The organism is Atlanticothrix silvestris CENA357 (assembly GCF_016056295.1).
Lineage (GTDB): Bacteria > Cyanobacteriota > Cyanobacteriia > Cyanobacteriales > Nostocaceae > Atlanticothrix > Atlanticothrix silvestris.
This window is the reverse complement of sequence record NZ_JAECZB010000011.1, coordinates 124738-149339: the sequence shown is the minus strand read 5'-3', so window position 1 is coordinate 149339 and position 24602 is coordinate 124738. Positions and strand designations below refer to the sequence as shown.

Annotated in this window: 26 protein-coding genes and 2 pseudogenes; 20 read left to right on the top strand and 8 right to left on the bottom strand. The window is 42.0% G+C overall.

Annotation, left to right across the window (positions count from 1 at the left end; all coding sequences use genetic code 11):
* Positions 1-79 precede the first annotated feature (79 nt).
* From I8751_RS07670 to I8751_RS07635, 8 genes are all read left to right on the top strand, one after another.
* Positions 80-433 carry a 4Fe-4S binding protein gene (locus tag I8751_RS07670; RefSeq protein WP_214438573.1) on the top strand — a complete coding sequence of 118 codons (354 nt, stop codon included), beginning with the start codon at positions 80-82 and terminating at the stop codon, positions 431-433.
* Complete coding sequence (gene nifS, locus I8751_RS07665) at positions 430-1629, top strand: cysteine desulfurase NifS (protein WP_214438572.1); 1200 nt, start codon at positions 430-432, stop codon at positions 1627-1629. Before I8751_RS07670 ends, nifS begins: the two co-directional genes overlap by 4 nt.
* Before the next feature lie 148 nt (positions 1630-1777).
* Positions 1778-2692 (top strand): Fe-S cluster assembly protein NifU, encoded by a 915-nt coding sequence (gene nifU, locus I8751_RS07660; protein WP_214438571.1) that lies wholly within the window; start codon positions 1778-1780, stop codon positions 2690-2692.
* A gap of 266 nt (positions 2693-2958) precedes the next feature.
* Positions 2959-3315, top strand: a complete 357-nt coding sequence (locus tag I8751_RS07655; protein WP_214438570.1) for a globin domain-containing protein — start codon at positions 2959-2961, stop codon at positions 3313-3315.
* A gap of 341 nt (positions 3316-3656) precedes the next feature.
* Entirely contained in the window at positions 3657-4556 is a 900-nt protein-coding gene (gene nifH, locus I8751_RS07650) for a nitrogenase iron protein (RefSeq protein WP_214438569.1), read from the top strand.
* Positions 4557-4710: 154 nt separating this feature from the next.
* Positions 4711-6120 carry a nitrogenase molybdenum-iron protein alpha chain gene (nifD, locus tag I8751_RS07645; RefSeq protein ID WP_214438568.1) on the top strand — a complete coding sequence of 470 codons (1410 nt, stop codon included), beginning with the start codon at positions 4711-4713 and terminating at the stop codon, positions 6118-6120.
* Between the two features lie 322 nt (positions 6121-6442).
* Positions 6443-6682, top strand: coding sequence for a DUF2281 domain-containing protein (locus tag I8751_RS07640; protein WP_214438567.1), 240 nt, complete (start codon positions 6443-6445; stop codon positions 6680-6682).
* Positions 6679-7101, top strand: a complete 423-nt coding sequence (locus I8751_RS07635) for a type II toxin-antitoxin system VapC family toxin (protein ID WP_214438566.1) — start codon at positions 6679-6681, stop codon at positions 7099-7101. Before I8751_RS07640 ends, I8751_RS07635 begins: the two co-directional genes overlap by 4 nt.
* A gap of 302 nt (positions 7102-7403) precedes the next feature.
* Here I8751_RS07635 and I8751_RS07630 read toward each other — a convergent pair whose 3' ends face one another.
* Entirely contained in the window at positions 7404-7988 is a 585-nt protein-coding gene (locus I8751_RS07630; RefSeq protein ID WP_225894016.1) for a protein-S-isoprenylcysteine O-methyltransferase, read from the bottom strand.
* Between the two features lie 182 nt (positions 7989-8170).
* Between I8751_RS07630 and I8751_RS07625 the strand changes: the two genes are divergently transcribed.
* Together I8751_RS07625 and I8751_RS07620 are read left to right on the top strand one after the other, a co-directional pair.
* Positions 8171-8422, top strand: a complete 252-nt coding sequence (locus I8751_RS07625; protein WP_194041277.1) for a DUF433 domain-containing protein — start codon at positions 8171-8173, stop codon at positions 8420-8422.
* The gene (locus tag I8751_RS07620; protein ID WP_214438565.1) at positions 8419-8751 is read left to right on the top strand and encodes a DUF5615 family PIN-like protein; all 333 of its coding nucleotides are present in this window, start codon (positions 8419-8421) and stop codon (positions 8749-8751) included. Before I8751_RS07625 ends, I8751_RS07620 begins: the two co-directional genes overlap by 4 nt.
* Before the next feature lie 440 nt (positions 8752-9191).
* Here I8751_RS07620 and I8751_RS07615 read toward each other — a convergent pair whose 3' ends face one another.
* Complete coding sequence (locus I8751_RS07615; protein WP_214438564.1) at positions 9192-9440, bottom strand: type II toxin-antitoxin system HigB family toxin; 249 nt, start codon at positions 9438-9440, stop codon at positions 9192-9194.
* A 504-nt stretch (positions 9441-9944) separates the two neighbouring features.
* Here I8751_RS07615 and I8751_RS07610 point away from each other — a divergent pair.
* Complete coding sequence (locus I8751_RS07610) at positions 9945-11216, top strand: EndoU domain-containing protein (protein ID WP_214438563.1); 1272 nt, start codon at positions 9945-9947, stop codon at positions 11214-11216.
* 312 nt (positions 11217-11528) lie between these two features.
* Here I8751_RS07610 and I8751_RS07605 read toward each other — a convergent pair whose 3' ends face one another.
* Entirely contained in the window at positions 11529-11975 is a 447-nt protein-coding gene (locus tag I8751_RS07605) for a hypothetical protein (protein WP_214438562.1), read from the bottom strand.
* Positions 11976-12293: 318 nt separating this feature from the next.
* Positions 12294-12872 (bottom strand): hypothetical protein, encoded by a 579-nt coding sequence (locus tag I8751_RS07600; protein ID WP_214438561.1) that lies wholly within the window; start codon positions 12870-12872, stop codon positions 12294-12296.
* 556 nt (positions 12873-13428) lie between these two features.
* Here I8751_RS07600 and I8751_RS07595 point away from each other — a divergent pair.
* On the top strand, positions 13429-13863 hold the full coding sequence (locus I8751_RS07595; protein WP_214438560.1) for a hypothetical protein: 435 nt from the start codon (positions 13429-13431) through the stop codon (positions 13861-13863).
* Positions 13864-14031: 168 nt separating this feature from the next.
* Here I8751_RS07595 and I8751_RS30355 read toward each other — a convergent pair.
* Positions 14032-14109 (bottom strand): annotated as a pseudogene (locus I8751_RS30355) (dienelactone hydrolase family protein); the annotation flags it as partial.
* A gap of 349 nt (positions 14110-14458) precedes the next feature.
* On the opposite strand from I8751_RS30355, the gene I8751_RS07585 reads away from it, so the two are divergent.
* The 3 genes from I8751_RS07585 to I8751_RS07575 all read left to right on the top strand — a co-directional run bounded on the left by I8751_RS07585 (position 14459) and on the right by I8751_RS07575 (position 16719).
* Positions 14459-15028 carry a Uma2 family endonuclease gene (locus I8751_RS07585; protein ID WP_214438559.1) on the top strand — a complete coding sequence of 190 codons (570 nt, stop codon included), beginning with the start codon at positions 14459-14461 and terminating at the stop codon, positions 15026-15028.
* 419 nt (positions 15029-15447) lie between these two features.
* Positions 15448-15987 (top strand): DUF2267 domain-containing protein, encoded by a 540-nt coding sequence (locus I8751_RS07580; protein WP_214438558.1) that lies wholly within the window; start codon positions 15448-15450, stop codon positions 15985-15987.
* 162 nt (positions 15988-16149) lie between these two features.
* Complete coding sequence (locus tag I8751_RS07575; RefSeq protein WP_214438586.1) at positions 16150-16719, top strand: Uma2 family endonuclease; 570 nt, start codon at positions 16150-16152, stop codon at positions 16717-16719.
* A 52-nt stretch (positions 16720-16771) separates the two neighbouring features.
* Here the strand turns inward: I8751_RS07575 and I8751_RS07570 are convergent, their stop codons facing one another.
* From I8751_RS07570 to I8751_RS07560, 3 genes are all read right to left on the bottom strand, one after another.
* Positions 16772-17188: a retroviral-like aspartic protease family protein gene (locus I8751_RS07570; RefSeq protein ID WP_214438557.1), complete on the bottom strand. Its 417-nt coding sequence runs from the start codon at positions 17186-17188 to the stop codon at positions 16772-16774.
* Between the two features lie 7 nt (positions 17189-17195).
* Positions 17196-17396: a hypothetical protein gene (locus tag I8751_RS07565; protein ID WP_214438556.1), complete on the bottom strand. Its 201-nt coding sequence runs from the start codon at positions 17394-17396 to the stop codon at positions 17196-17198.
* Positions 17397-17623: 227 nt separating this feature from the next.
* Positions 17624-19042 (bottom strand): site-specific integrase, encoded by a 1419-nt coding sequence (locus tag I8751_RS07560; RefSeq protein ID WP_214438555.1) that lies wholly within the window; start codon positions 19040-19042, stop codon positions 17624-17626.
* A gap of 109 nt (positions 19043-19151) precedes the next feature.
* Here I8751_RS07560 and I8751_RS30350 point away from each other — a divergent pair.
* The 5 genes and pseudogenes from I8751_RS30350 to nifN form a co-directional block, all read left to right on the top strand.
* Positions 19152-19310: pseudogene (locus I8751_RS30350) on the top strand (nitrogenase molybdenum-iron protein alpha chain); the annotation flags it as partial.
* A 212-nt stretch (positions 19311-19522) separates the two neighbouring features.
* Positions 19523-21058 carry a nitrogenase molybdenum-iron protein subunit beta gene (gene nifK / locus I8751_RS07555; protein ID WP_214438554.1) on the top strand — a complete coding sequence of 512 codons (1536 nt, stop codon included), beginning with the start codon at positions 19523-19525 and terminating at the stop codon, positions 21056-21058.
* Positions 21059-21199: 141 nt separating this feature from the next.
* Complete coding sequence (locus tag I8751_RS07550; protein ID WP_214438553.1) at positions 21200-21547, top strand: Mo-dependent nitrogenase C-terminal domain-containing protein; 348 nt, start codon at positions 21200-21202, stop codon at positions 21545-21547.
* Positions 21548-21792: 245 nt separating this feature from the next.
* A complete protein-coding gene (nifE, locus tag I8751_RS07545; RefSeq protein ID WP_214438552.1) occupies positions 21793-23229 on the top strand; it encodes a nitrogenase iron-molybdenum cofactor biosynthesis protein NifE in 1437 nt (478 codons plus the stop codon).
* A complete protein-coding gene (gene nifN / locus I8751_RS07540; protein WP_214438551.1) occupies positions 23229-24563 on the top strand; it encodes a nitrogenase iron-molybdenum cofactor biosynthesis protein NifN in 1335 nt (444 codons plus the stop codon). The genes nifE and nifN overlap by 1 nt, the downstream gene beginning before the upstream one ends.
* Positions 24564-24602 lie beyond the last annotated feature (39 nt).

Here is a 24602-nt window from a genome sequence, read left to right as displayed (position 1 = left end):
CGACCCCATGCCCCATGCCCACTAGCCCCATGCTCCATGCCCTAACTCCAACGCTTAATGCCCAAAAAGGAGAATAATCATGGCTTATAAAATCACTAGCCAGTGTATTTCCTGCAATCTCTGTCTGTCTGTATGTCCCACTGGTGCAGTTAAGGTTATTGACGGTAATCACTGGATTGACCCCGAACTTTGTACAAACTGCGTTGGTAGTGTTTATACAGTACCTCAATGCAAAGCTGGTTGTCCCACTTGCAACGGTTGCGTTAAGCAGAAAGCCGATTATTGGGAAGACTGGTTTGCTAATTACAACCACTCTTTAGCGAAACTAACTAACAAAAAAGATTACTGGGAGCGTTGGTTTGAATATTATTCCCAGAAATTTTCCAAGCAATTACAAAAGCGTCAGGGCGAAGTCTTAGGGATATCAGGATGAGCATCATTTATCTAGATAATAATGCTACCACTAAGGTAGATCCAGAAGTTATAGAAGTAATGTTGCCTTACCTGAGGGATTACTACGGCAATCCCTCTAGTATGCACACCTTTGGTGGACAACTTGGCAAAGCGGTGAAAACAGCACGGCAACAACTGGCGGCCCTTTTAGGAGCCGATGAGTCAGAAATTGTTTACACTAGTTGTGGTACAGAAGGAGATAACGCCGCGATTCGAGCCGCGCTGTTGGCACAGCCAGAAAAGCGACATATCATCACCACCCAAGTTGAACACCCAGCAGTACTGAATGTCTGCAAACAATTGGAAACCCAAGGTTACAGTGTCACCTATCTTTCGGTTAATAGTCAGGGACAGTTAGATCTCAATGAGCTGGAAGCTTCCTTGACAGGGAACACCGCCTTGGTGACAATTATGTATGCCAACAACGAAACCGGCACAGTTTTCCCCATTGAGCAGATTGGATTAAGAGTAAAAGAGCATGGCGCTCTGTTTCATGTAGATGCGGTGCAAGCAGTGGGCAAAATCCCTTTGAATATGAAGAATAGCACCGTGGATATGTTAACTCTATCCGGTCACAAAATCCACGCGCCCAAAGGCATTGGTGCTTTATATGTGCGGCGTGGTGTGAGGTTCCGTCCCTTGCTAATTGGAGGACACCAAGAACGCGGTCGTCGTGCAGGTACAGAGAATGTACCAGCGATTATTGCCTTGGGCAAAGCCGCCGAACTAGAGATGTTACACTTAGAAGAGGCGACCAAAAGAGAAAGAAGACTGCGCGATCGCCTAGAACAAACTTTACTCGCCACCATTCCCGACTGTGAAGTGAATGGTGATCCAACGCAGAGATTACCGAACACCACCAATATAGGCTTTAAATATATCGAAGGTGAAGCTATTCTGCTTTCCCTGAACCAATATGGCATCTGTGCCTCATCCGGTTCTGCTTGTACTTCCGGCTCTTTGGAACCTTCCCACGTTCTGCGGGCAATGGGCTTACCTTACACCACCTTACATGGTTCCATTCGCTTCAGCCTGTGCCGCTACACTACAGACGCTGAAATCGATCAAGTTATCGCAGTCATGCCCAGCATTGTAGAACGTTTACGCGCCCTCTCACCCTTCAAAAATGATGACGCGGGATGGTTGCAAGAACAGTCATTAGTTGTTAGTCAGTAGTCAGTGGTCAGTAGTCAGTGGCAAATGACAACTAACAACTGACAACTGACAACTAACAACTGACAACTAACAACTAACAACTGACAACTAACAACTGACAACTGACAACTAATAACTAACAACTAACAACTGACAACTAACAAAAGTCATGTGGGACTACACAGATAAAGTATTAGAACTGTTTTACGATCCTAAAAATCAGGGAGAAATCCCAAAAACCGATGAACCTGGTGTTAAAGTTGCTACTGGAGAAATAGGTAGCATTGCTTGCGGTGATGCTTTGAGATTGCATCTAAAAGTTGAAGTAGAATCTGATAAAATTTTGGATGCACGTTTTCAAACCTTTGGCTGTACCAGTGCGATCGCTTCTTCTAGTGCATTGACCGAGATGGTCAAGGGTTTAACTCTAGATGAAGCGCTAAAAGTCTCCAATAAAGAGATTGCAGATTACCTCGGCGGCTTACCAGAAGCTAAAATGCACTGCTCTGTCATGGGGCAAGAAGCTTTAGAAGCGGCAATTTATAATTACCGAGGCATACCTCTAGCTACCCATGACGACGATGACGAAGGTGCATTAGTTTGTAGCTGCTTTGGCATCAGCGAGTCGAAGATTCGCCGGGTAATTATCGAAAATCATCTTACCGATGCTGAACAGGTAACAAATTATGTCAAAGCTGGCGGCGGATGCGGTTCCTGTCTGGCAAATATCGATGATATTATAAGAGATGTAAAGCAAGAACTCGCTGCGCCTGCCCTCAACAATTATGGCGTAAAAACTACTAAAGATATTGCTAACTCTCAACAGCAATCGCCAAGACCATTAACCAATGTACAAAAGATTGCACTCATTCAAAAAGTTCTTGATGAAGAAGTCAGACCCGTATTGATTGCCGACGGTGGTGATGTAGAACTCTATGATGTAGATGGTGATCATGTGAAGGTTGTCCTTCAAGGTGCTTGTGGTTCTTGTTCTAGCAGTACAGCTACTCTGAAAATTGCGATCGAAGCCAGATTACAAGATAGAGTCAGCAAGAACCTAATTGTCGAAGCTGTTGAGCCATAGCTTAAAGATTTACTCACAGCCCAAATACACCCTAATGTGGATCAGCCACAAATAGAAAGTAAGATTTGACCGCTAAAATTGTCTTTCCATCAATGCTTCATTCCTAGTTAACAGCACATCAGTAAAGATTTTAAACCAATTCTGCAAAAGAAAGCTAGAGATATAGACCTGACTTTCTTAATTACGAATTACGAATTACGAATTACGAATTACGAATTACGAATTACGAATTGGTATTCATCCAACTCGCTTCAAAGGAACAGGATATGAGTACATTGTACGACAAACTTGGTGGACAACTAGCTCTTGAACAAATAGTAGATGAACTCCACAAACGCATTGCCACAGACAGCACCCTCAATCACTTTTTTGCTGGTACAGATATGGCCAAGCAGCGTAATCATCTAGTTGCTTTCTTATCTCAAATTTTTGAAGGGCCAAAACAATACGCGGGTCGTCCGATGGACAAAACCCATGCAGGAATGAACTTACAGCAACAACACTTCGATGCGATCGCCAAGCACTTGAGTGAAGCAATGGCTGTACGCGGAGAGTCATCAGAGGACACCAGTGCTGCGCTAGATCGCGTCTCAAAATTAAAAGGCGCTATTTTGAACAAATAGTAAGACTGCCACATTGATTGTTGACAAATAGCTAATACCATTCTTAATTACGAATTGGTATTTAGTAAAGTCCTACTTGCTTCTTCTTGCTAACTTGCATTATGGCGTATTTGTAAAGTGTGTAATTCCTTTGTCATTTGTTTTGGCAAACGACAGATGACAAAGGGTAAATAAAAATTTAACTACGAATAACTATGAGTCCAGTATCCACCAATTTTGCTGTAGAGCGATCGCCTCCGGCGACGTTCTACATGCGCTCACTGCTGTAGCTCAACAGGCGTGAGAACCAACAGACAAAACAACAAACCCACTAACCAACCAATTGCAGGAGATATCTAATCATGGCTGTTGACGAAAAAATCAGACAGATAGCTTTCTACGGTAAAGGTGGTATTGGTAAATCTACTACCTCCCAAAACACCCTGGCTGCTATGGCAGAAATGGGTCAGCGCATTTTGATCGTCGGTTGTGACCCTAAAGCTGACTCCACCCGTTTGATGCTGCACAGTAAAGCTCAAACCACCGTTCTTCACTTGGCTGCTGAACGTGGTGCAGTTGAAGATTTGGAACTCGAAGAAGTAATGCTCACCGGCTTCCGTGGTGTGCGTTGCGTAGAATCTGGTGGTCCAGAACCCGGTGTAGGTTGCGCCGGTCGTGGTATCATCACCGCCATCAACTTCCTAGAAGAAAATGGCGCATACCAAGACGTAGACTTCGTATCTTACGACGTACTAGGTGACGTTGTATGTGGTGGTTTCGCTATGCCTATTCGTGAAGGTAAAGCGCAAGAAATCTACATCGTTACCTCTGGTGAAATGATGGCGATGTACGCTGCTAACAACATCGCTCGTGGTATTTTGAAATATGCTCACACTGGTGGTGTGCGCTTAGGTGGCTTGATCTGTAACAGCCGTAAAGTTGACCGCGAAATCGAATTGATCGAAACTCTGGCAAAACGTTTGAACACCCAGATGATTCACTTCGTACCCCGTGACAACATCGTTCAACACGCAGAATTGCGCCGGATGACTGTTAACGAGTATGCACCTGACAGCAACCAAGGTCAGGAATACCGCGCTCTAGCTCAAAAGATCATCAACAACAAAAATCTCACCATCCCCACACCTATTGAGATGGACGAGCTAGAAGCACTGTTGATCGAATTCGGTATTCTCGAAAGCGACGAAGAAGCAGAAAAACTCCTAGCAGCTGACGCTGCTGCTAAGGCTGCTGTCAAATAAGCACTTAGCACAAGTAAAAGGGAAGAAATTTCTTCCAACACATTCCTTCTATCCCCAAGGGGACTACGAGTCCCCAACCCCACAGGGGAAGAAAGGCAGTTAAACAGCCCTACCCATTCCCCATACCCGTTCCTTAGGTGCAAGAGAGGCCAAAATGACTCCTCCAGAAAACAAGAACATCATCGAAGAAAGAAAAGAACTAATTAAAGAAGTTCTAGACGCTTACCCCGATAAAGCTAAGAAAAAACGGGAAAAGCACTTAAGTGTATACGAAGAAGGTAAGAGTGATTGCGGCGTTAAGTCCAACATCAAATCTCTTCCTGGTGTCATGACTGCTCGTGGTTGTGCTTACGCAGGTTCCAAGGGTGTGGTTTGGGGCCCTATTAAGGACATGATCCACATCAGCCACGGGCCTGTAGGTTGCGGTTACTGGTCTTGGTCTGGTCGTCGTAACTACTACATTGGTACCACAGGTGTTGATACCTTTGGTACAATGCACTTCACCTCTGATTTCCAAGAAAGAGATATCGTTTTTGGTGGTGACAAGAAACTTGTCAAGCTCATCCAAGAACTAGATGTACTTTTCCCCCTCAACCGTGGTGTTTCCATTCAATCTGAATGCCCCATCGGTCTAATTGGGGATGACATCGAAGCTGTTGCTCGTAAGACATCCAAAGAAATTGGCAAGCCAGTTGTTCCTGTACGTTGCGAAGGCTTCCGGGGTGTTTCTCAATCTTTGGGACACCACATTGCTAACGACATGGTTCGTGACTGGGTATTCACCAGAGCAGACCAAGCCAAGAAAGACGGTACACTTCAGTTTGAAGGTACTCCTTATGATGTAGCCATCATTGGTGACTACAACATCGGTGGAGATGCTTGGGCTAGCCGCATCCTGTTAGAAGAAATCGGCTTGCGCGTAGTCGCTCAGTGGTCAGGTGATGGCACCATCAACGAAATGTTGATGACCCCCAATGTGAAGATGAACCTCATACACTGCTATCGGTCGATGAACTACATCAGCCGTCACATGGAAGAAGCTTACGGTATACCCTGGTTGGAATACAACTTCTTCGGCCCCACCAAGATTGCTGAATCTTTACGGGAAATCGCTTCCAAGTTTGACGAAACAATCCAAGCAAACGCTGAGAAAGTAATCGCCAAGTATCAGCCCACAATGGATGCGGTAGTTGCTAAGTACCGCCCCCGCTTGGAAGGTAAGACTGTTGCCATCATGGTTGGTGGTCTACGTCCTCGCCACGTTGTCCCAGCTTTCCAAGACTTGGGAATGAAGATGATTGGTACAGGTTATGAGTTCGCTCATAACGATGACTACAAACGTACCACTCACTACATCGAAAACGGCACCATCGTTTATGACGACGTTACCGCTTACGAATTCGAGGAATTTATCAAAGCGCTGAAGCCTGACCTAGTAGCTTCTGGTGTGAAAGAGAAGTATGTCTTCCAAAAGATGGGTCTTCCTTTCCGTCAAATGCACTCTTGGGATTACTCCGAACCTAGCGATCGCTCTTACAAGTCAATTAAATCAAGCTTTTTTTAGCCGCAAGATAAAAAAGAGTCTATTTCTAGCCTAAATGCCAGTTGCAGGATTATTTAAGAATAATCTGTTTTGATGCTTCAAATAATATAACTCTTATTCTGTCTGGTTTTGAGATTTTACCTGCATTTTGCTTTAAGAAAAACTGTAAAATAAAAAACTTTTTGAACTGACATTTAATTAGACTAAATATAGCATTGAGCAGTAGCAGATAAAATTTGCATCTAACCCAGATATTTTGTCCGTTTGCTCCATAAAGTGCTAGCCTGCTAAACTGAAGTAATTGGATGCAGAAAATACAAATAAATAACGTCTGGAGGTTCTCTTGAGTATTATACAAACTGCTACTGAAAAAATGCGATCGCTCCCGCCAGAGAAGCAACAAGAGGTCTTAGATTTTATTGAGTTTCTGCAAAGTCAGCTAGCACAAAAAAATACAAACATTGAACAAATTGAGCCTATTTCATTTCTGGCAGCAGCTCAGCAATTTGCTGGTTGTGTTGATGGTGGCCCTGGTGATTTGGCAACGAACAAACAATATTTTGAAGGTTTAGGAACTGAGTGAAGCAGCGAGTCATCATCGATACGGGGCCATTAGTAGCTTTTATTAATCGCAGAGAGCATCTTCATACCTGGGTAATTAATACCTTAGCTACAATTGAACAGCCTTTACTTACTTGTGAGGCTGTGATTGTAGAGACTTGTTTTTTATTGCGAAATATCTACAGTGGTCAGGATACGGTAATGTCTTTACTGGACGAGGGAAAGATATTAATTCCGATGTACTTGAGTGAAGAAGCGGCAATAATTAAAGAATTGCTAAGACAATATCAGTCAGTTCCAATGTCATTAGCAGATGCGTGTTTGGTGAGAATGACACAATTGTATCCTGAAAGTGAGTTGCTAACATTTGATAGCGATTTTAGAATTTATCGGAAGAATCGCAATCAATTAATTTCTGTGATTATGCCAGAGGATTTGTAAGAATAGGGTTAAGAGTGATCGCTCCTCAACATCATAATAATGCAAGGTTTTTTAGCGGCAAAATAAAAAAGAGCCTATTTCTAGCCTAAATGCAAGTTGCAGGGTTATTTAGGAACAATCTGTTTTGATGCTTTAGATAGTATAACTCTTATCCATTCTGGTTTTTAGATTTTGCTTACATTTTGCTTTAAGAAAAACTGTAAAAAAAAAGACTATTTTAAATGACGATTTTTTAGATTAAATGGTGCGATCGCTTTTGCTGGATAAGAAGGTAAGCTCAACATTTCAACCAGTAATACAATTTAGAACAGGTAGGGAATCAATCGCTTTGTGCGTTGCCTGTAAGCTTCATACTCATCACCGAAGCTGTTAAGCAGCATTTGTTCTTCTTGGCTAACTCGTGTTGCATACGCAATAATAAAACTAATTAATCCAGATAGACCTGCAATCCAGTTTGAAAGCAATAGTACTTGTGCAACGGACGTTAGCAGGACAGAGGCATACATTGGATGACGAATGTTTTGATAAACACCATTGGTTGTCAATGTGTGTCCTTCTCGAATTTGCAGCGTTGATGACCAGTTTTGCCCTAAATCGTGATGGCTACGCCAAAATAACCAAAGTGAGAGCGCAAAAATAGCAATACCTAATCCATTTGCCCAGATTGGTAGATGATAGTTTGCAAAATTTAACCAAGGAGATAGAACATAAATGAAAGGGAGAAATATTATCCCAGTCCATACTAAAATGCGTAATATTTTTTCTTGCAAACTTTTTCGCTCGTCAATAATTATGTTCTGTCTTTGTATTTGTTGATAAGGAATTCTAATGAGCAACCATAATATTATCCCAAGAATGAAAACGATGTTTGAAATCGATAGATTCATCTTGTTTGTCTCCTATGTAAATTCAAAAGTGTCAGTGATCGCAGTTCGCTTAAAATAATAGACGAGTCATGTCTCTACCGCAGTTTAAGAAAATTGTAGTAGACTGTTGTTGCGATCGCCTCGTTGCAGCACGATGTAAAGCTGTTCTAGACTTAGAAAGATGCTATGCAGTTATAATCACCATGAGCTATCACGATATTATTACAATTGAGCCGGACAAGCGAGGTGGTAAGCCTTGTATTAGACGGATGCGAATCACCGTGTACGATGTTCTAGGCTGGTTGGCAGCTGGTATGTCTCATGGAGAGATATTAGACGATTTCCCTGAATTAACAGAAGAAGATATTAGGGCAAGTCTAGAGTTTGCTGCTGATCGTGAACATCGTTTAGTTGCCTCTCTACCAAACGTTACGCGGACGGCAGGTGGTCTTTGAAGCTGCTTTTTGATCAAAATTTGAGTCGAAAGCTGGTAACTCAATTAGCAAACGTTTTCCCTGATTCCAGTCATGTTCAGTTTCATGGACTGGAAGTGAAGACTGATACTGAAATATGGGAATTTGCTAAAACCAATGATTTTTGCATCGTAACTCAAGATGTAGACTTTGCCGAAAGAAGCCGTTTGTACGGTTCTCCACCTAAAGTTGTATGGCTACGCTGCGGAAATGCACCAACAAAACAAGTTGAATCTCTACTTCGTTCTGGGATAGAGGTAATTCAAGAGCTACTCAATAATCCAAGTCTGCATTGTCTAGAATTGTACTAAGGCTTTCCTTTTGAGGGATTGTGTGTGAGATTTCTTAAGAAGTAGGCCGTTGGCGCAATAACTGTGGTATCTCGAATCGTAAAAAGCACTCGATGGTTCTGATCATAAGTTGCATCTAGGTTGGTATTTCCTTAATTCTACCAACTAGCGTCAGAGAACTGTTACAACTGAAATTGTAAATTAGAGTGGGGGATGGCAACTCCCTCAAACCTAATTAAAAATGATTTAATTGCTTTTATGAGCGATCGCCTTTAAAGATTGTCTGTAAGATGCACAAAAAGTAAACTGTTGTAGCGATCGCTAGTTAAATAACATTTAGGTTACTTGCAACACTCAATCAGACAACACAATTGCAAAGCCTTCTTGGGTGAAGTGTTTATCGTGTGTCAGTACCTCTATGAGCTCCAGTTGGCGCATGGTGTGCATAGAAATTCAATCTGTCAAGCTGCCCGGATGTAAACTTTCTGGCGGTTGTAGTGAATTGCGGCAATGAGTCGAACTTTGTTACCACCAATGTTAAACACTGTCAATTTACCGACTTGATCTGCTGATGGAAACATTTCACGGAGTTCCATAAATGAGGTATACTCATTTGCCTTGACCAATTGATACCATTGAGCTAAGGCGTTGTTTGTATCTGGATGAAGTTTAGCAAATTCATTCAGCCGTTTACGAGTAATAACATGCATCTCAAAACCCCTGATGTTTTAATAATTCTGTCATCCATATAACTAACCTGCGATCGCTAATCTTATATTTTAATCATCGCCTTAACTCGACAACAAGCCACTGCATATTTAAAAATTGTGTGGAAGATGCATAAGAATTATATGGTTGGTGCGATCATCTTGAAAGATTGTATGTGAGATTCATAAGAAGTAAACTGTTGTAGCGATCGCCTAACTTCTCTTTCAATTTTTTTAGTCCCACTTCTTGATATGATCGTTGGTTTGAATAACTATTGTATTTAAAAAAATACATAATATTAAGGAATTTTCTATCAATAAATTCAAAGTTAATACTCAGGCGATCGCCACACTACACAGTAATACGTTGTGATGCGAGCGCCTGCAATATAACGGAAATTGTCGCATTATTTTTTTATCCTTAAAAAGCTTAAAAAGAAGTTAATCGTTAAATAACCTATCGATTTTAGATTTAATAGGTTAGTTAAATATCTAATTCTGATTAGTATGCCTAAATTTACCTTACCTTTGAAGATAGCAGGAGGAGCCGTTTTTCTGCTTTCCTTTTTTGCTTTTCGAGCAATTAGCGCCACAATTTCTGAAGGATTTGAGTCTGGTCAAAAAGGTGCTTATGCTGCGGCTGATATTAATTTGAGTACAGGTACTTGGAATTTAAATGATGCTTTAATTGGTAACTTATCAAGCGATGTCAAAAACGGGTCACAATCTGTCCGCATTCGCAATAGCGGCAAAGTGACAATGAAATTTGATCGGACTACAGGTGCTGGGACTGTTACTATCAAACACGCCAAGTATGGTAATGATGCTAGTACAACTTGGGGATTGTGGTGTTCGACTAATAGCGGTAGTTCATGGACACCTGTAGGTTCAATCGTAACTACAAGCTCACAATCACTGCAAACCGCAACTTTTACCCCTAATATCTCTGGCTTGGTTCGCTGTGAAGTCCGCAAAACTGATGGAACTTCCAACAGAACTAACATTGATGATTTTGTAATTACAGATTATGGTTCTTCCAGTTCTCCTTCTCTACCCGCTGGTTCTGTGCCATTCTTTGACAATATCAACAATCCTGTATCTGGATTAGCATACGGTAGCCCAGCGGATGTTACTCCCACTGTACCAACTTTGAATAATTTTGATAGGGCGGTAACTGATCTCTGCGGACAACCTGGTACAGCTGTCAGTCCGTCTAACTTTCAGGCGATGATGAATAGCAATTCTACTGTTTTGGCAAATATCAAACAATATGTAGGAGGATATCTAATTCCGGGGCGCACTTCCAATGCAGACTTCTTGGTTGACTTGACTAACGTCTGGTTTAACGTTGATGGTTTTGACCATATTTTCTGCGGAGAACCAGTCGCCGGAGGTTCGATAGGTGGGTTGCATTTTGTTGGTCGTTATGTAGAACTTCAAGAAAAAGGTTTGGCTGGACGGCTAAATAATAATATATCTATGGAGGAAGTAGTTCCCAACACCATTTACACGATGGGTGTGGTGATGAAAGTAGGCAACAGTACTTCTCAATCTCCTATTAAAGGTTATGGTTATACTCTAAGTGCTGAAGAAATTCTAGCGATCGCAACTTTAGCCTACAAAAATAATCCTAACACTAGTTCCACTAACACTGCTTGTCATTGGAGTGTAACTGATGACGGTAGAACTTTTAAAGCAGTGTTTGTCAGAAGAAGTGGCGGTGTCCGCACTTTTTACCCTGATGCTACTCCTGGTAGCAATCCCAACTGTGTGCAATAAAGTTCTACATTTTATTTACGCTGCGCGGGTCAGTGGTCAGTGGTCAGTGGTCAGTTGTCAGTTGTCAGTGGTCAGTGGTCAGTGGTCAGTGGTCAGTGGTCAGTTGTTATTACCTACACTCTTAGGTCACTGACAGCTATGCACTGACTTGTACTGAGTTTAGCCTGAGCGCAGCCGAAGTGTCGAACTGCTGCTCCTCTGCTCACCTTGTGAGTGGTCTTAAAAACATCCTTATGGCTGACTACTAACCACTGACTACTGACAAAACTCTATCCCGCAATTGGGGTAGAGTTTTTATGGTTAATCTATTTTCTAGTTACCAAAAGCATCTTTGATGTTATCTACAGCGCGTTCAACAACATTCTTTGTATTGTCTACTGCTTCTTGAGTTCGAGCTGCATCTTCTTCTGCTCTTTTCTCAATTCGAGCCGCATCTCTTTTTGCTTTGCGCTCTACAAAGCTACCATTATCTGTTGCTCGATCAACTTTACTAGCATTTTTGTTTGCAGTTTGCTCAACTTTATCTGCGGTGTCTCGGATAAAGTTCTTGGCTCGTCCAGCATCATTACTGACTTTGTCTTGAACTTTATCGCCCATGTCTGCTGATGCAATTAAGTTGACAGCAGGACTAGCCATTGCTGTGGTGTTAGAGAAAAATGCACCTTGCCAAACAAACGCGATCGCTGACACACACAACACAGTTGTAGCTATCCAACGTCCTACAGTTGAAAGCCGTTTCGTAAAATAATTCAGTTTCATAGGATACAAACTTTTGGAATTTAGTATACTATTTCTACTTCATTTGAATCATCGGCCAAATCGTTCCCTAGACAGAGGTTCTGTTATCATTAGTTGCTAGAAGGATTAACTCTTTCGTTCAATAGTTAAATGAATAAACATCGTGTATATGGTAAGTGCATTGTTGCAACAGTGCAACTCCCTACATAAATCATGAGTGTTCTTAAAACTATCGTAGATTCCATATTCATCAAGCAAACTTAGCAACGCCGATTGTTTCTATCCCAATACGCCTAGGATAGATAAATTTTCTTTGTTTTCTCCCCCTGCTTCTTCTATTCAGTCTGGAAAAGCCAAACCAGTCATTGGGTCACGAATATACAGTCCCAAAGTGAGGCTACGCAACACTTCATCCCAAATAGGTGTTAGTTGTTCTGCTTGATCTGCCCAATAATCAAAGGTAATCAAACACTGAACATTTGACCCTAAACCGATGCAAATTCGTGAAAAAGCTTCCCGTGGTTCTTCTTGAGTGTCGATAAATTTAATCTCTGTCCACACAATCTTGGCGGTTTGACGCTTTAGGGTAATTATTTCTCCCTTAGCAATGACGTTGCGGCTGTCATCTTCTATGACTTTCTTCAAGGTAGATTTTAGCGGAAATAAGCTCCAGTCGCGTGGTGGCAGACGATTGAAAGATACTTCTAGAGCGCAATCATCGTTGGGCGGTTTTTTGTCCATGAACTTGAACGATTTCTCTTGTAGCTCAAAAACCCAATTTTGGGGAACATTTAAGCGAACAGCTCCCCGATCTGCGACAAAAATCTTGTAACCTGATGGAGATTCCCAGCGATGGTCAGGTTTTAGTTCAAGCGTTTCTTTAATCCACTGGAGATTGCTTTTTTTACGCTTTGCCATAGTATTTTTGCAAATCTGCTGAAGAAAGCGATCGCTAACTTTAGTTAATGATATCAAATTGCTAGTGTGGCGCGTAGGCGTAGCTAGTCGCTAATATCCAAGCCCCAAAGCTTAAATAATATGGTAGTTCCTGTAAGCTTGTAGTACCTCAACCTCAGGTTATTGCAACGCCAAAATATAAATAAAGTCGAATTTAGTTAGCAAAAAGGCATATTGCTTTCTTCAAACGCCATTTCACTTACTCATTTTGGTGTTTTCCGCAAGTAAAATGAACTTTTACTTTCTCAAAATGCCTTTTGATTTATTCATTTTGGTATTTTCCGCAAGCAAAATAAGCTTTTACTTATTCATTTTGGTGTTTTCCGCAAGCAAAATAAGCTTTTACTTTCTCAAAATGCCTTTTGACTTTCTTATTTCAGTAATTAGCGCATTCATGACAAATATCGCGCTTGTAACAAAAGCGATTGCAGATTTGCCGAAATTCTCCCAGGCTAATCTATAGGTCAGTTATTTAAGGTAAAGAATATTAACCCTACTGTATTACAAGGTGGATGTCATGGCTCGTAGAAAAAGAACCTCCCTAGTATTAGAAAGAGCAGTGCGTCGTGCGGCTAGCATCAACTCAATTGATCCGAAGTTAGATTTAGGCAATGGACTCACCTTACCTGCTTTCTCAACTCTGATTGAGACTATGCGGACTAGAGAAAATGCCTACAACAGTGCCCTTTCCAGCTTGGATAAATTGTACCGTGAGATGCTGCAAACAGAGAGCGAGTTAGGAGATATGACAGAACACATGTTAATGGCAGTTGCTACTCGATATGGCAAAAGCAGTGTAGAGTACGGTATGGCGGGAGGAGTTCCTAAGAACCAGCGCCGCAAGGGACTGCGAGGCGAGTCCGAGTCACCAACTCCCAGTTCTGAGCAATTGTCATTTGTTGCCAATGTGGACAGTAACGGGAATGGAAAGAAACCAGTGGCGACAAGCTAGGACAAGTAAGGTGTGTTGCTTATACCAATTCACAAAAATCTTGATACATATAGATTTCTCGTAAGGAACATTGTTCCCTACCAACGTATCTGTATCATTTTTAAAGTTAAATAGTATGACTACGTAACGCAACACACCCCACACATCATGGGTATTATTAAAACAAATTTATAAGTTATTTTGAAACAGTTCTAAAACATGTTGCCAAGCGTCAGGAGCCGCTTCTGGGTTATAACTTTCTGTCTGGAGGTTTTTCCGTTTGGTTGGCCTCACAGAAAGCTCTTTCTCCTGAACAAACTCGTGTGTTCGAGACATGTAACACTACCTGGAATATGGGCATCAGTGCCATTTTTGGATTGTTAGGCAGTAAAGCAACTGGCTTGTTTCAATCAGAGCAAGAAAAGGACGAAAAATAAAGCAAAAAAAAGAAACTTATGACAACGCCATTTCTGAAAGTATCTTATTCGATATGAAGTAGCTGGTAGGGTGCGTTATCATGCAGCACAACGCACCACATCAATCATCGCAGCATGATATCACTTCACAATGAAATCTGTGACAAAATAGTTTTGTTATCCTACATCGGCTACGACCTATGGTTTCTACCATCAAGCGCCGCTACAGTTTGGATGAATATCGCGCCATTGAAGAAAAAGCGGAAGGACGCAGTGAATATCGAGATGGAGAAATTGTACCCATGGCCGGAGGAACGCTCAAACACAGCCGCATCGGTCGAAACATTTTGACCTATCTTACTTCTGTACTGCGTGATACTCACTTCGAGCCAATTAATAGCGATTTACGGTTGTGGATTCCTGAACATCGACGCGGAGTATATCCAGACGTAATGGTTTTTGACGGTGAACCACAACTAAATGGTGAACGTTTAGATGAAGTCTTGAATCCTATTTTGATTATTGAAGTTTTATCTGCTTCCACCGCAGATTACGATCAACAAAGTAAATTTCGTATGTATCGATCAATTGAGAGCTTTAGCGAATACTTGTTAGTCGAGCAGGATGAACCCTTTGTGGAACGCTATAGTAAGAAAGACAAAGGTTGGTTGCTCAGTGATTTTAGTGGTTTGAAGCTATCTATTTCTTTGGATTCAGTTAGTATTGAATTGCCAATCGCGGAAATTTATCGCGGCGTTGTTTTTGAGTAAATCAGCCTCGATTAAATGTGTTGTACTTTGTGACGATGTATGATTTGCCTTTTCTAAAAACTTAATCGCAGTTTTACGGAATTCTATTGCCATATTTAACCCACTTTCAAAATCTCTCTTTAGTTCTCGAAAGAATAATTCTCATTACTTCTTAACAATTTACAAATAAGCAAATATGCTCATCACGCTATGAAGCCAGTAGGGCGATCGCATCCTTAATGTAGTAGCGCCGCGAGCGCGATCGCTACAGAGTTAACTTGCGGGTATTGATGCAAGGTATCAGAGTTGATTCACTCCATTTCTAACTTTTGAATAGATGGGATATCGAACTTCTGGAAGATTCCAAGCGTTTTTGATTTGTGCGACCTTACTACATAGGTAAGCATAAAGACTCAATATTAAAAAGTACAAGGAAAACAATGCCCGATCAAGCATTCAGAAAAAACATTCCAGAAGTTGACCCAACGGAGATTGAAGATACTCGAACTGCGATCGCTGACGAACATCGCTCGTTTCTTGAAAAGGTGATGGTCAGAAGCGGATTTGCAGATTTGTATGACGCAAGAGACTTTACCGAAGTTGTGTTTCGTGTTATGCGCGACTTAATGACCACAGAAGCTAGCGATCGCGTCGAAGCAGAATTGCATACAGAGGCTGTGCCTACCGATGAAAAAGCGCTTCAGATGGAAGTAGCTGAACTCTGGAAAGACACCAATCCAATTGTGGGATTTTTAAGCCGAGTTCGTCCACCCTGGCAAGGCCCAGGTATCTTTAAGATTGATTCTGATCGCTTCTTATTCCGAGTTGCTAATGAAAGCGGAAAGCCAGGAACAGTAGACCGAGAACAGGCGGTTAAAGCAGTGTTTTCTGCCACTAAAGACGAACTTTCTGAAGAACGGATTCAGGAAATTGCTAGCTGGCTACCTGATTATATACGCGAGCTTTGGGAGCAAGCTTAATTAGAAGTATAAAAAAGTCAAGTCTGTTTGCGGATAATATTCACAAACAGGCTTTTTACTATTAATTTAAAGGAGAGTGATCGCATTGCAGAATCGTTTCACAAGTGAATCTGTGACAAAATAGTTTTGTTGTCTTATAGCCAATGCGATCGCCTACGACCTATGATTTCTACCATCTCGCGCCGCTACAGCTTGGATGAATATCGTGCGATCGAAGAAAAAGCCGAAGGACGCAGCGAATATCGAGACGGAGAAATCGTACCCATGCCTGGAGGAACGCTCAAACACAGCCGCATTAGTGGCAATATTTTTGCCTTTCTCAAATTTTTGCTGCGCGATACTCAATTCGAGCCAATTAACAGCGATTTACGGTTGTGGATTCCTGAACATCGACGCGGAGTGTATCCAGACGTAATGATTTTTGACGGTGAACCGCAACTGAATGGCAAACGTTTAGATGAAGTCTTGAATCCCACCCTGATTGTTGAAGTGCTATCTCCTTCCACCGCAGATTACGATCAACAAAGTAAATTTCGCATGTATCGATCAATTGCAAGTTTTAGCGAATATTTATTAGTCGAGCAGGATGAACCCTTTGTAGAACGCTACAGTAAAAAAGCAGAAGGTTGGTTGCTTAGTGATTTTAGCGGCTTAGAGCAATCTATTTATTTAGAGTCAATTGGGGTCGAATTAGCGATCGCGGAAATTTATCGCGGCGTTGTTTTTGAGTAAAATAGCTTTAGCTTTTTGTGGCAACGCACGCCAAATTAGGAATGCGATCGCATTACGACTGTAGACACACATCAAATACCAGTTGTGAACGATAGAAACACACATTAAACTCCAAAAATAAGTTCATACGTCTTAGCAATAAAGGTACATCATCAGATAAATTCCACGCAAAAACTAAGCGAACAGGCTCAAACGATCCAATCTGAGCAGATACAAGCAAACCTCTTGCTTCAACGGGAGCCAAATTACCAGCCAACATTACAGAAATCGTCTGTTCTTCCCAAACTGCGCCTAGTTGAATACCAATACTATATGGCAGAACGCTGACGCTTGCTCCAGTATCTAACAAGTCTGAAACGTCTACTGATGAGTTACGATAGGTTAATATTAATGGTAGCTTTGGTACTGCATCGGCAACACCAAAAGTATTGTATCCCTCTGCAAAAGGAAATCTTTGAGGATTAACCATCGTACATTTACTCGTCCGACTCTAGCAGTTGAGCAAGTTGATATGCAGCTGCGTGAGAATTAAGTGGCGACCAAATAGGATAGGTTGCACCTTGCTCTAATGATGGCTCTTCATCCCTAGATAACTCTGAAACTAGAAACTGCATAACTTTTAGCTTCTCTGCACGAGTTAAATTTCGCAGGGTAGGAAATAGCTCTACGGCGTTCATAATTATCATGCTGGAGATTAATCAACATTTCTATCTTTCCACAAATTTTTAGTTGTTGACCAAGTTTATGTGCAACTACGCAGAACCAAAAATTTACGGCAATACACCATACATTAAAAATGCGATCGCACTATTTCCTTAGCAGTTTCTCTCATAAATCAAACTAAATTAATGCTAAAATGTATTGTCGCAAAGCGCAGCCTACCACATCAATTTTATCAACAAATTTAACTTTGCTTATAAACTAATTCCATTTTCAATTTATCAATCTCCATTTTCAACCTTTCATTTTCCATCCTTAACTTTATGTTCTCTTCCTTAATAACCTCAACCTCATTCCTCTTATTCACAGCCTGATTCATAGCCAACTTCCGCATATCTAGCGAAAACCAACGCTGATAAGTTTGTGTGTGAACCTGCACACTATGCCCTAAATTATCTGCTGCTGCTTTAATTGGTATGCCTAAAATATGCGCTCTAATTGCCCAAGCATGACGTAAATCGTAGGGCTTAAAATCTAAACCGATTTTACGAAACCACCAACTAACTCGTTGTGTTAACGCTGTGATTTCGGCATGATTGGTGTTATCTTTTTTTGCGATCGCAGTTGTCAACATCTCTAAATATTGAGGATTTCTCAAATCAAAATCCTCAATCCATTGCCGATGTAATGGTAATGCTTGTCTCTCCCCAGTCTTACAATCTTTATGGACTTTCCATGTCAAATCTGTGTTCTCTTCACTTAACCACCAATTAATATCAGGATTAATAAAAAGTTCCCGTGGTCTTAAACCAAAAACTGATAACATTCCATACGTCCATCGCCAAAGTTGCCAGCTATTTTGAACATTTTGATTAACTTGATTGCCTCTGCTATTTCGATAATTTTCAAACTTGATAATTCCTGCGGCTATTTCAGCATCTGTCGGTATATTTCGGGTATTATTTTCAGGGGATTTGGAATATTTAGACAAATCTATTGCAATTTTAAATGTCATGCAAAATGCAGATATAGCTCTAGCTGCATTATATTTAGCCCATTCTTTATCAATTTTTTCAATTGAACTAATCAAGTTTTCCGCAGTTGCTAAATCTTTGGAGTTAGTAAATCGCTTGGTTCGGGAAAAGTAATAAAAGAAAGTATGTTCGCTTTTGGTTGTACGTTTATGAGTTTTAAAATATTCCTCTTCAAATTGTTCGAGTAATTCTCCTATTGTTTTAAAGTCTTTTTTAATTGCCTCATTACCTAAATATTTATCATTCCATTCAAAGGTATGCCGTGCGATTAACTTCCCTAATTCGTAAGCTTCTTCTTCAGCCGTTTTTAACCCGTCTAAGTTTGCAGGAATATTCAAACTGAGATTATATTGCTTTCTCCCTGTGCCATTGGTGTCCTTGTCTGTTGGTTTAATTGGTAAGGTAGCGCGTAATTGCAGACTTCCATTTGATTCTCTAATTGTCACTTTTGTCTTTGCAGACTTCAAACGCAGATTAACTTTCTCTAATTCTTGTAGTACTTTCGTTCTCATGTGTTCTCTTTGCTGCTGTGCTTGTTGGCTTGAGCCAAAAAAACTGCCATCGGTAGATGAAACTGGCTCTAAGTCTGCAAAAGCTTGCTGATACTTGTCTTTGCCCTGGTTAATCATGACTATGTTTTAGCCTATATTTAGCCTAAAAATAAATGTGTTCTCAGTGAACAATGCTTATGACAGACATTGCTTACAGCAAACATTAGGCTATTGAAAGTCATTTAACCATAAAAAGGATTACTCCGGCCCTTATCACGGTTATGATGGCTTCGCTATTTTCGCTCGTGATATGGATTTGGCACTCAACAGCCCAACCTGGGGCTTAATTGGCGCTCCTTGGAGCAAGAAGGCTGAAGCTAAAGCTACAGCTAAAGCTACCGCCTAGATGGGAAAGGGATAAGTAGGGATAGCCTGGGGTTTTAGCCCCAGGGGGGAGTCGGGAATTCAAAGTTCAAAATTCAAAAGTTAAAAGTTTATTTTGATTTTTGCATTCTGAATTTTGAGTTACATTCTCACTCCCACCTTGCTTGTACAGACGCAATTAACCGCACAATTCCTCGATTAGTAACGACTTCAGTAAGCTTGGAGATCCACCAAATGCCTCAGAATCCAGAAAAAATTCAAGACCACGTAGAGTTATTTCACCAACCGGAATATCAACAGCTATTTGAAAACAAAAAGCAGTTTGAAAACGGTCACACCCCTGAAGAAGTTGCGCGAGTTGCAGAATGGACAAAGGGTTGGGAATATCGTGAAAAGAACTTCGCTCGTGAAGCTTTAACCGTTAACCCTGCTAAAGGTTGCCAACCTTTAGGAGCAATCTTTGCTGCTGTTGGTTTTGAAGGTACACTACCCTTCGTACAAGGTTCTCAAGGTTGCGTAGCTTACTTCCGCACCCACTTAACCCGCCACTACAAAGAACCATTCTCTGGTGTATCTTCTTCAATGACCGAAGATGCAGCGGTATTCGGCGGTATGCAAAACATGATCGACGGCTTGTCGAACTCTTACCAACTTTACAAGCCTAAGATGATTGCTGTTTGCACCACCTGTATGGCAGAAGTAATTGGTGATGACTTACAGGCTTTCATCAACAACGCTAAACAAGCTGGTGCAGTTCCTCAAGAATTCCCAGTACCTTACGCCCACACACCTAGCTTTGTCGGTTCCCACATCACTGGCTACGACAACATGATGAAGGGAATTCTTTCTAACCTGACCGCAGGTAAGAAGAAAGAAACCAGCAACGGCAAGATCAACTTTATCCCAGGTTTTGACACCTACGTGGGCAACAACCGCGAAATCAAGCGGATTGCTTCTCTGTTCGGCTTTGATTACACCATTTTGGCTGACAACAGCGATTACCTGGATTCACCAAACACAGGTGAATTTGATATGTATCCAGGTGGAACAAAGCTAGAAGATGCAGCAGATTCAATCAATGCGAAAGCTACGATCGCTCTGCAAGCACACTCTACACCCAAAACCCGCGAGTACATCGAAAAAGAATGGAAGCAACCAACTTCAGTTTCCCGTCCTTGGGGCATTAAAGGTACTGATGAGTTCTTGATGAAACTCAGCGAACTGAGTGGTATTCCCATTCCTCAAGAATTGGAAATTGAACGCGGTCGTGCAGTTGATGCCATGACTGACTCCCACTCATGGATTCACGGCAAGCGCTTCGCTATCTACGGCGAACCAGATTTAGTATACAGCGTAGTTGGCTTTATGCTAGAAATGGGTGCTGAACCTGTGCATATCTTGGTTCACAACAGCAACGAAGTATTTGAAGCAGAAATCAAAGAATTGCTTGCTTCTAGCCCCTTCGGTCAACATGCAACTGTTTGGCCTGGTAAAGACTTGTGGCACATGCGTTCACTGTTGTTCACCGAACCAGTAGACTTCTTAGTTGGTAACACATACGGTAAGTATCTGTGGCGCGACACCAAGATTCCCCTCGTGAGAATCGGTTATCCCATCATGGATCGTCACCACTTACACCGCTACAGCACCATTGGTTATCAAGGTGTGATCAACCTCCTCAACTGGACTGTAAATACCCTGTTTGAAGAAATCGATCGCAACACCAATATTCCTTCTAAGACCGATATTTCTTACGACTTAATTCGTTAGAAATTGCGGAAAAATCTAGCTTACTAGGGACTAGGTAACAGGGACTGGGGACTAGGGATTGGGAAAGATTTTCCTCAATACCCACTCCCCAGTACCCATTATCCACTCCCGAATTTAGCATTTTCCTGAGATATCTGTAATATGGAAACCATCAATCACACTCATTCTCATTCCCATACTCATCCTCATCCTAATTACCATCCACCTAACTATAAAAAGCCAGGTTGGTTTCACAAACTGATGAATCCTGCACGTAATTTTGTGGATGGAATTCCGGTTAAAAATTATCGCCTTGCTCACATAATTTGCCAAGTAATTCCTTGCTGTTGCCCTTTTGAGCGCAGCCTTAAGTTATTTGGGCGAACTTTGAATATTCCACCTCTGTGTAAACTTAATCCCTTATACAACGAGTTTGTCGGAATGCGTTTTCGTGCCTTATCTTATCTTGCTGATGAATGTGGAGAGGATGTCACGAAATATATTTGTTAGTTATTTGTCAGTTGTCAGTTGTCAGTAGTTAGTTATTTGTCAGTTGTTAAAACTAATAACTAACTACTGACAAAAAATAATTCACACAATTCTCCAGCATTTCTTAATTACGAATTACGAATTACCCTTCGGGCTCAGCAGTTACTCCACTTGGGGAGACCCCATCGCGTAGCGTTTCCCCTTGGGAGAAGACCGTACTGCTTCACGAATTCGTATAACACCTGCCATCCAGTAAGAGAAGAGAGATGAAAATTACCCAAGGCAAAATCAACGAGCTGCTCAATGAGCCAGGATGCGAACATAATCAGCAGAAACAGGGAGAAAAGAAAAACAAGTCTTGTACCCAACAAGCACAACCAGGAGCTGCTCAAGGAGGCTGTGCTTTTGATGGTGCAATGATTGCCCTAGTGCCGATCGCAGATGCTGCTCATCTAGTCCACGGCCCGATCGCCTGTGCTGGTAACTCTTGGGGTAGTCGTGGTAGTCTCTCTTCTGGCCCTATGCTTTACAAGACGGGTTTCACCACTGACTTAACCGAAAATGATGTGATTTTCGGTGGTGAAAAGAAACTCTATAAAGCGATTTTGGAAGTTCAAGAACGTTACAATCCAGCAGCGGTGTTTGTTTACGCTACTTGTGTTACCGCTTTAATTGGCGATGATATCGATGCTGTTTGTAAGGCTGCGGCACAAAAAATCGGTACTCCTGTAATTCCTGTGATTGCTCCAGGATTCATTGGCAGTAAAAATTTGGGCAACCGCTTTGGTGGTGAATCTTTGTTGGAATATGTTGTCGGCACAGCAGAACCAGAACATACAACGCCCTATGATATTAACTTAATCGGTGAATACAACATCGCCGGGGAGATGTGGGGAGTAACACCACTGTTAGAAAAATTAGGCATTCGTGTTCTATCTAAAATTACGGGCGATGCTCGCTACAACGAAATTCGCTACGCCCACCGTGCCAAGCTCAATGTAATGATTTGCTCGCGAGCGCTGCTCAACATGGCCAGAAAAATGGAGGAGCGCTACAACATTCCTTACATTGAAGAGTCTTTTTACGGCATTGATGATATGAACCGCTGTTTGCGGAACATTGCCGCTAAATTGGGTGATCCTGATTTGCAAGAGCGCACAGAAAAGCTGATCGCCGAAGAAACTGCGGCTCTAGATTTGGCTCTAGCTCCTTATCGTGCCCGACTCAAAGGTAAACGAGTCGTTCTGTATACTGGCGGTGTTAAGAGTTGGTCGATTATCTCAGCAGCTAAGGACTTAGGCATAGAAGTTGTTGCTACCAGCACCAGAAAAAGCACCGAGGAAGATAAAGCCAAGATTAAGAATTTAATCGGCAACGATGGCATCATGCTGGAAAAAGGCAACGCCCAAGAACTGTTGCAACTGGTTAAAGACACTCGCGCCGATATGCTGATTGCTGGTGGTCGTAACCAATACACTGCCTTGAAAGCGCGGATTCCTTTCTTAGATATCAACCAAGAACGCCACCATCCTTATGCAGGTTATGTAGGAATGATTGAGATGGCAAGGGAATTATACGAAGCCCTTTACAGCCCCATCTGGGAACAAATACGTAAACCTGCCCCTTGGGATGAAGACGAAGGAACACTAGGAGCGAGGGATACAGAGCATTCTCTGTTTGCGTCGATGGAGGAGATTATCTAATGGCGATCGTTACCGTTCCTAACAAAGCAGTTACAGTTAATCCCCTCAAGCAAAGCCAAGCCTTGGGTGCATCTTTAGCCTTTTTGGGATTGAAAGGGATGATACCCTTATTCCACGGTTCCCAAGGTTGTACTGCCTTCGCCAAAGTTGTGCTTGTACGGCATTTTCGGGAAGCCATTCCCCTTGCTACTACAGCCATGACGGAAGTCACTACGATCTTGGGTGGCGAAGAGAATGTGGAGCAGGCAATTCTCACCCTAGTAGAAAAGGTCAACCCAGAAATTATTGGTTTATGTAGCACAGGGCTGACAGAAACCAGAGGCGATGACATCGAGCGTTTTCTTAAAGATATCCGCGATCGCCACCCAGAACTAAATCATCTGCCGGTTGTTTTTGCACCCACACCAGATTTTAAAGGTGCATTGCAAGATGGTTTTGCTGCTGCTGTGGAAAGCATAGTTAAGGAAATTCCTAAACAAGGTGGAATTAGAACCGAGCAAGTGACGATTTTGGCGGGTTCTGCTTTTACACCAGGGGATGTCCAAGAAATCAAAGAGATGGTTACGGCTTTTGGTTTAGTACCCATCTTTGTACCTGATTTGGGCGCTTCATTGGATGGTCATTTAGAAGATGGCTACAGCGCTGTCACAGCCAGTGGTACTACCTTAAAACAGTTACGAGAAGTAGGTAGTTCTGCCTTTACGATCGCCTTGGGCGAAAGTATGCGGGGTGCAGCCAAAATCCTCGAAGAACGGTTTGGCATTCCCTACGAGGTGTTTGGTGAACTCACAGGATTAGAAGCTGTAGACGAGTTTCTCCAAGCATTGGCGATTTTGAGCAGCAACAGCGTACCCGAAAAATACCGCCGCCAGCGCCGCCAGTTACAAGATGCCATGTTGGACACTCATTTTTACTTCGGTGCTAAACGAGTTTCTTTGGCGCTAGAACCTGACTTATTGTGGTCAACAGTGTGTTTTCTGCAATCGATGGGAACCCAAGTTCACGCAGCGGTGACAACGACGCGATCGCCGCTACTAGAACAACTCCCTGTCAAAAATGTCACCATCGGTGACTTAGAAGACTTCGAGCAACTAGCAGTAGGGTCTGATTTATTGATTGGCAACTCTAACGTAGGTGCGATCGCCAAACGTCTGTCGATTCCTCTTTATCGTTTGGGCATTCCCATTTATGACCGCTTGGGTAATGGTCAGTTCACCAAAGTTGGCTACCGAGGCACAATGGAGCTTTTGTTTGGCATCGGCAATCTATTTTTAGAAGCCGAAGAAGAGAGAGTTAAGCATTTATGGGGATTAGGTAATACAGAAAGTCAGTAGTCAGTAGTTAGTAGTCAGTAGCGATTAAAAAAGCAACTG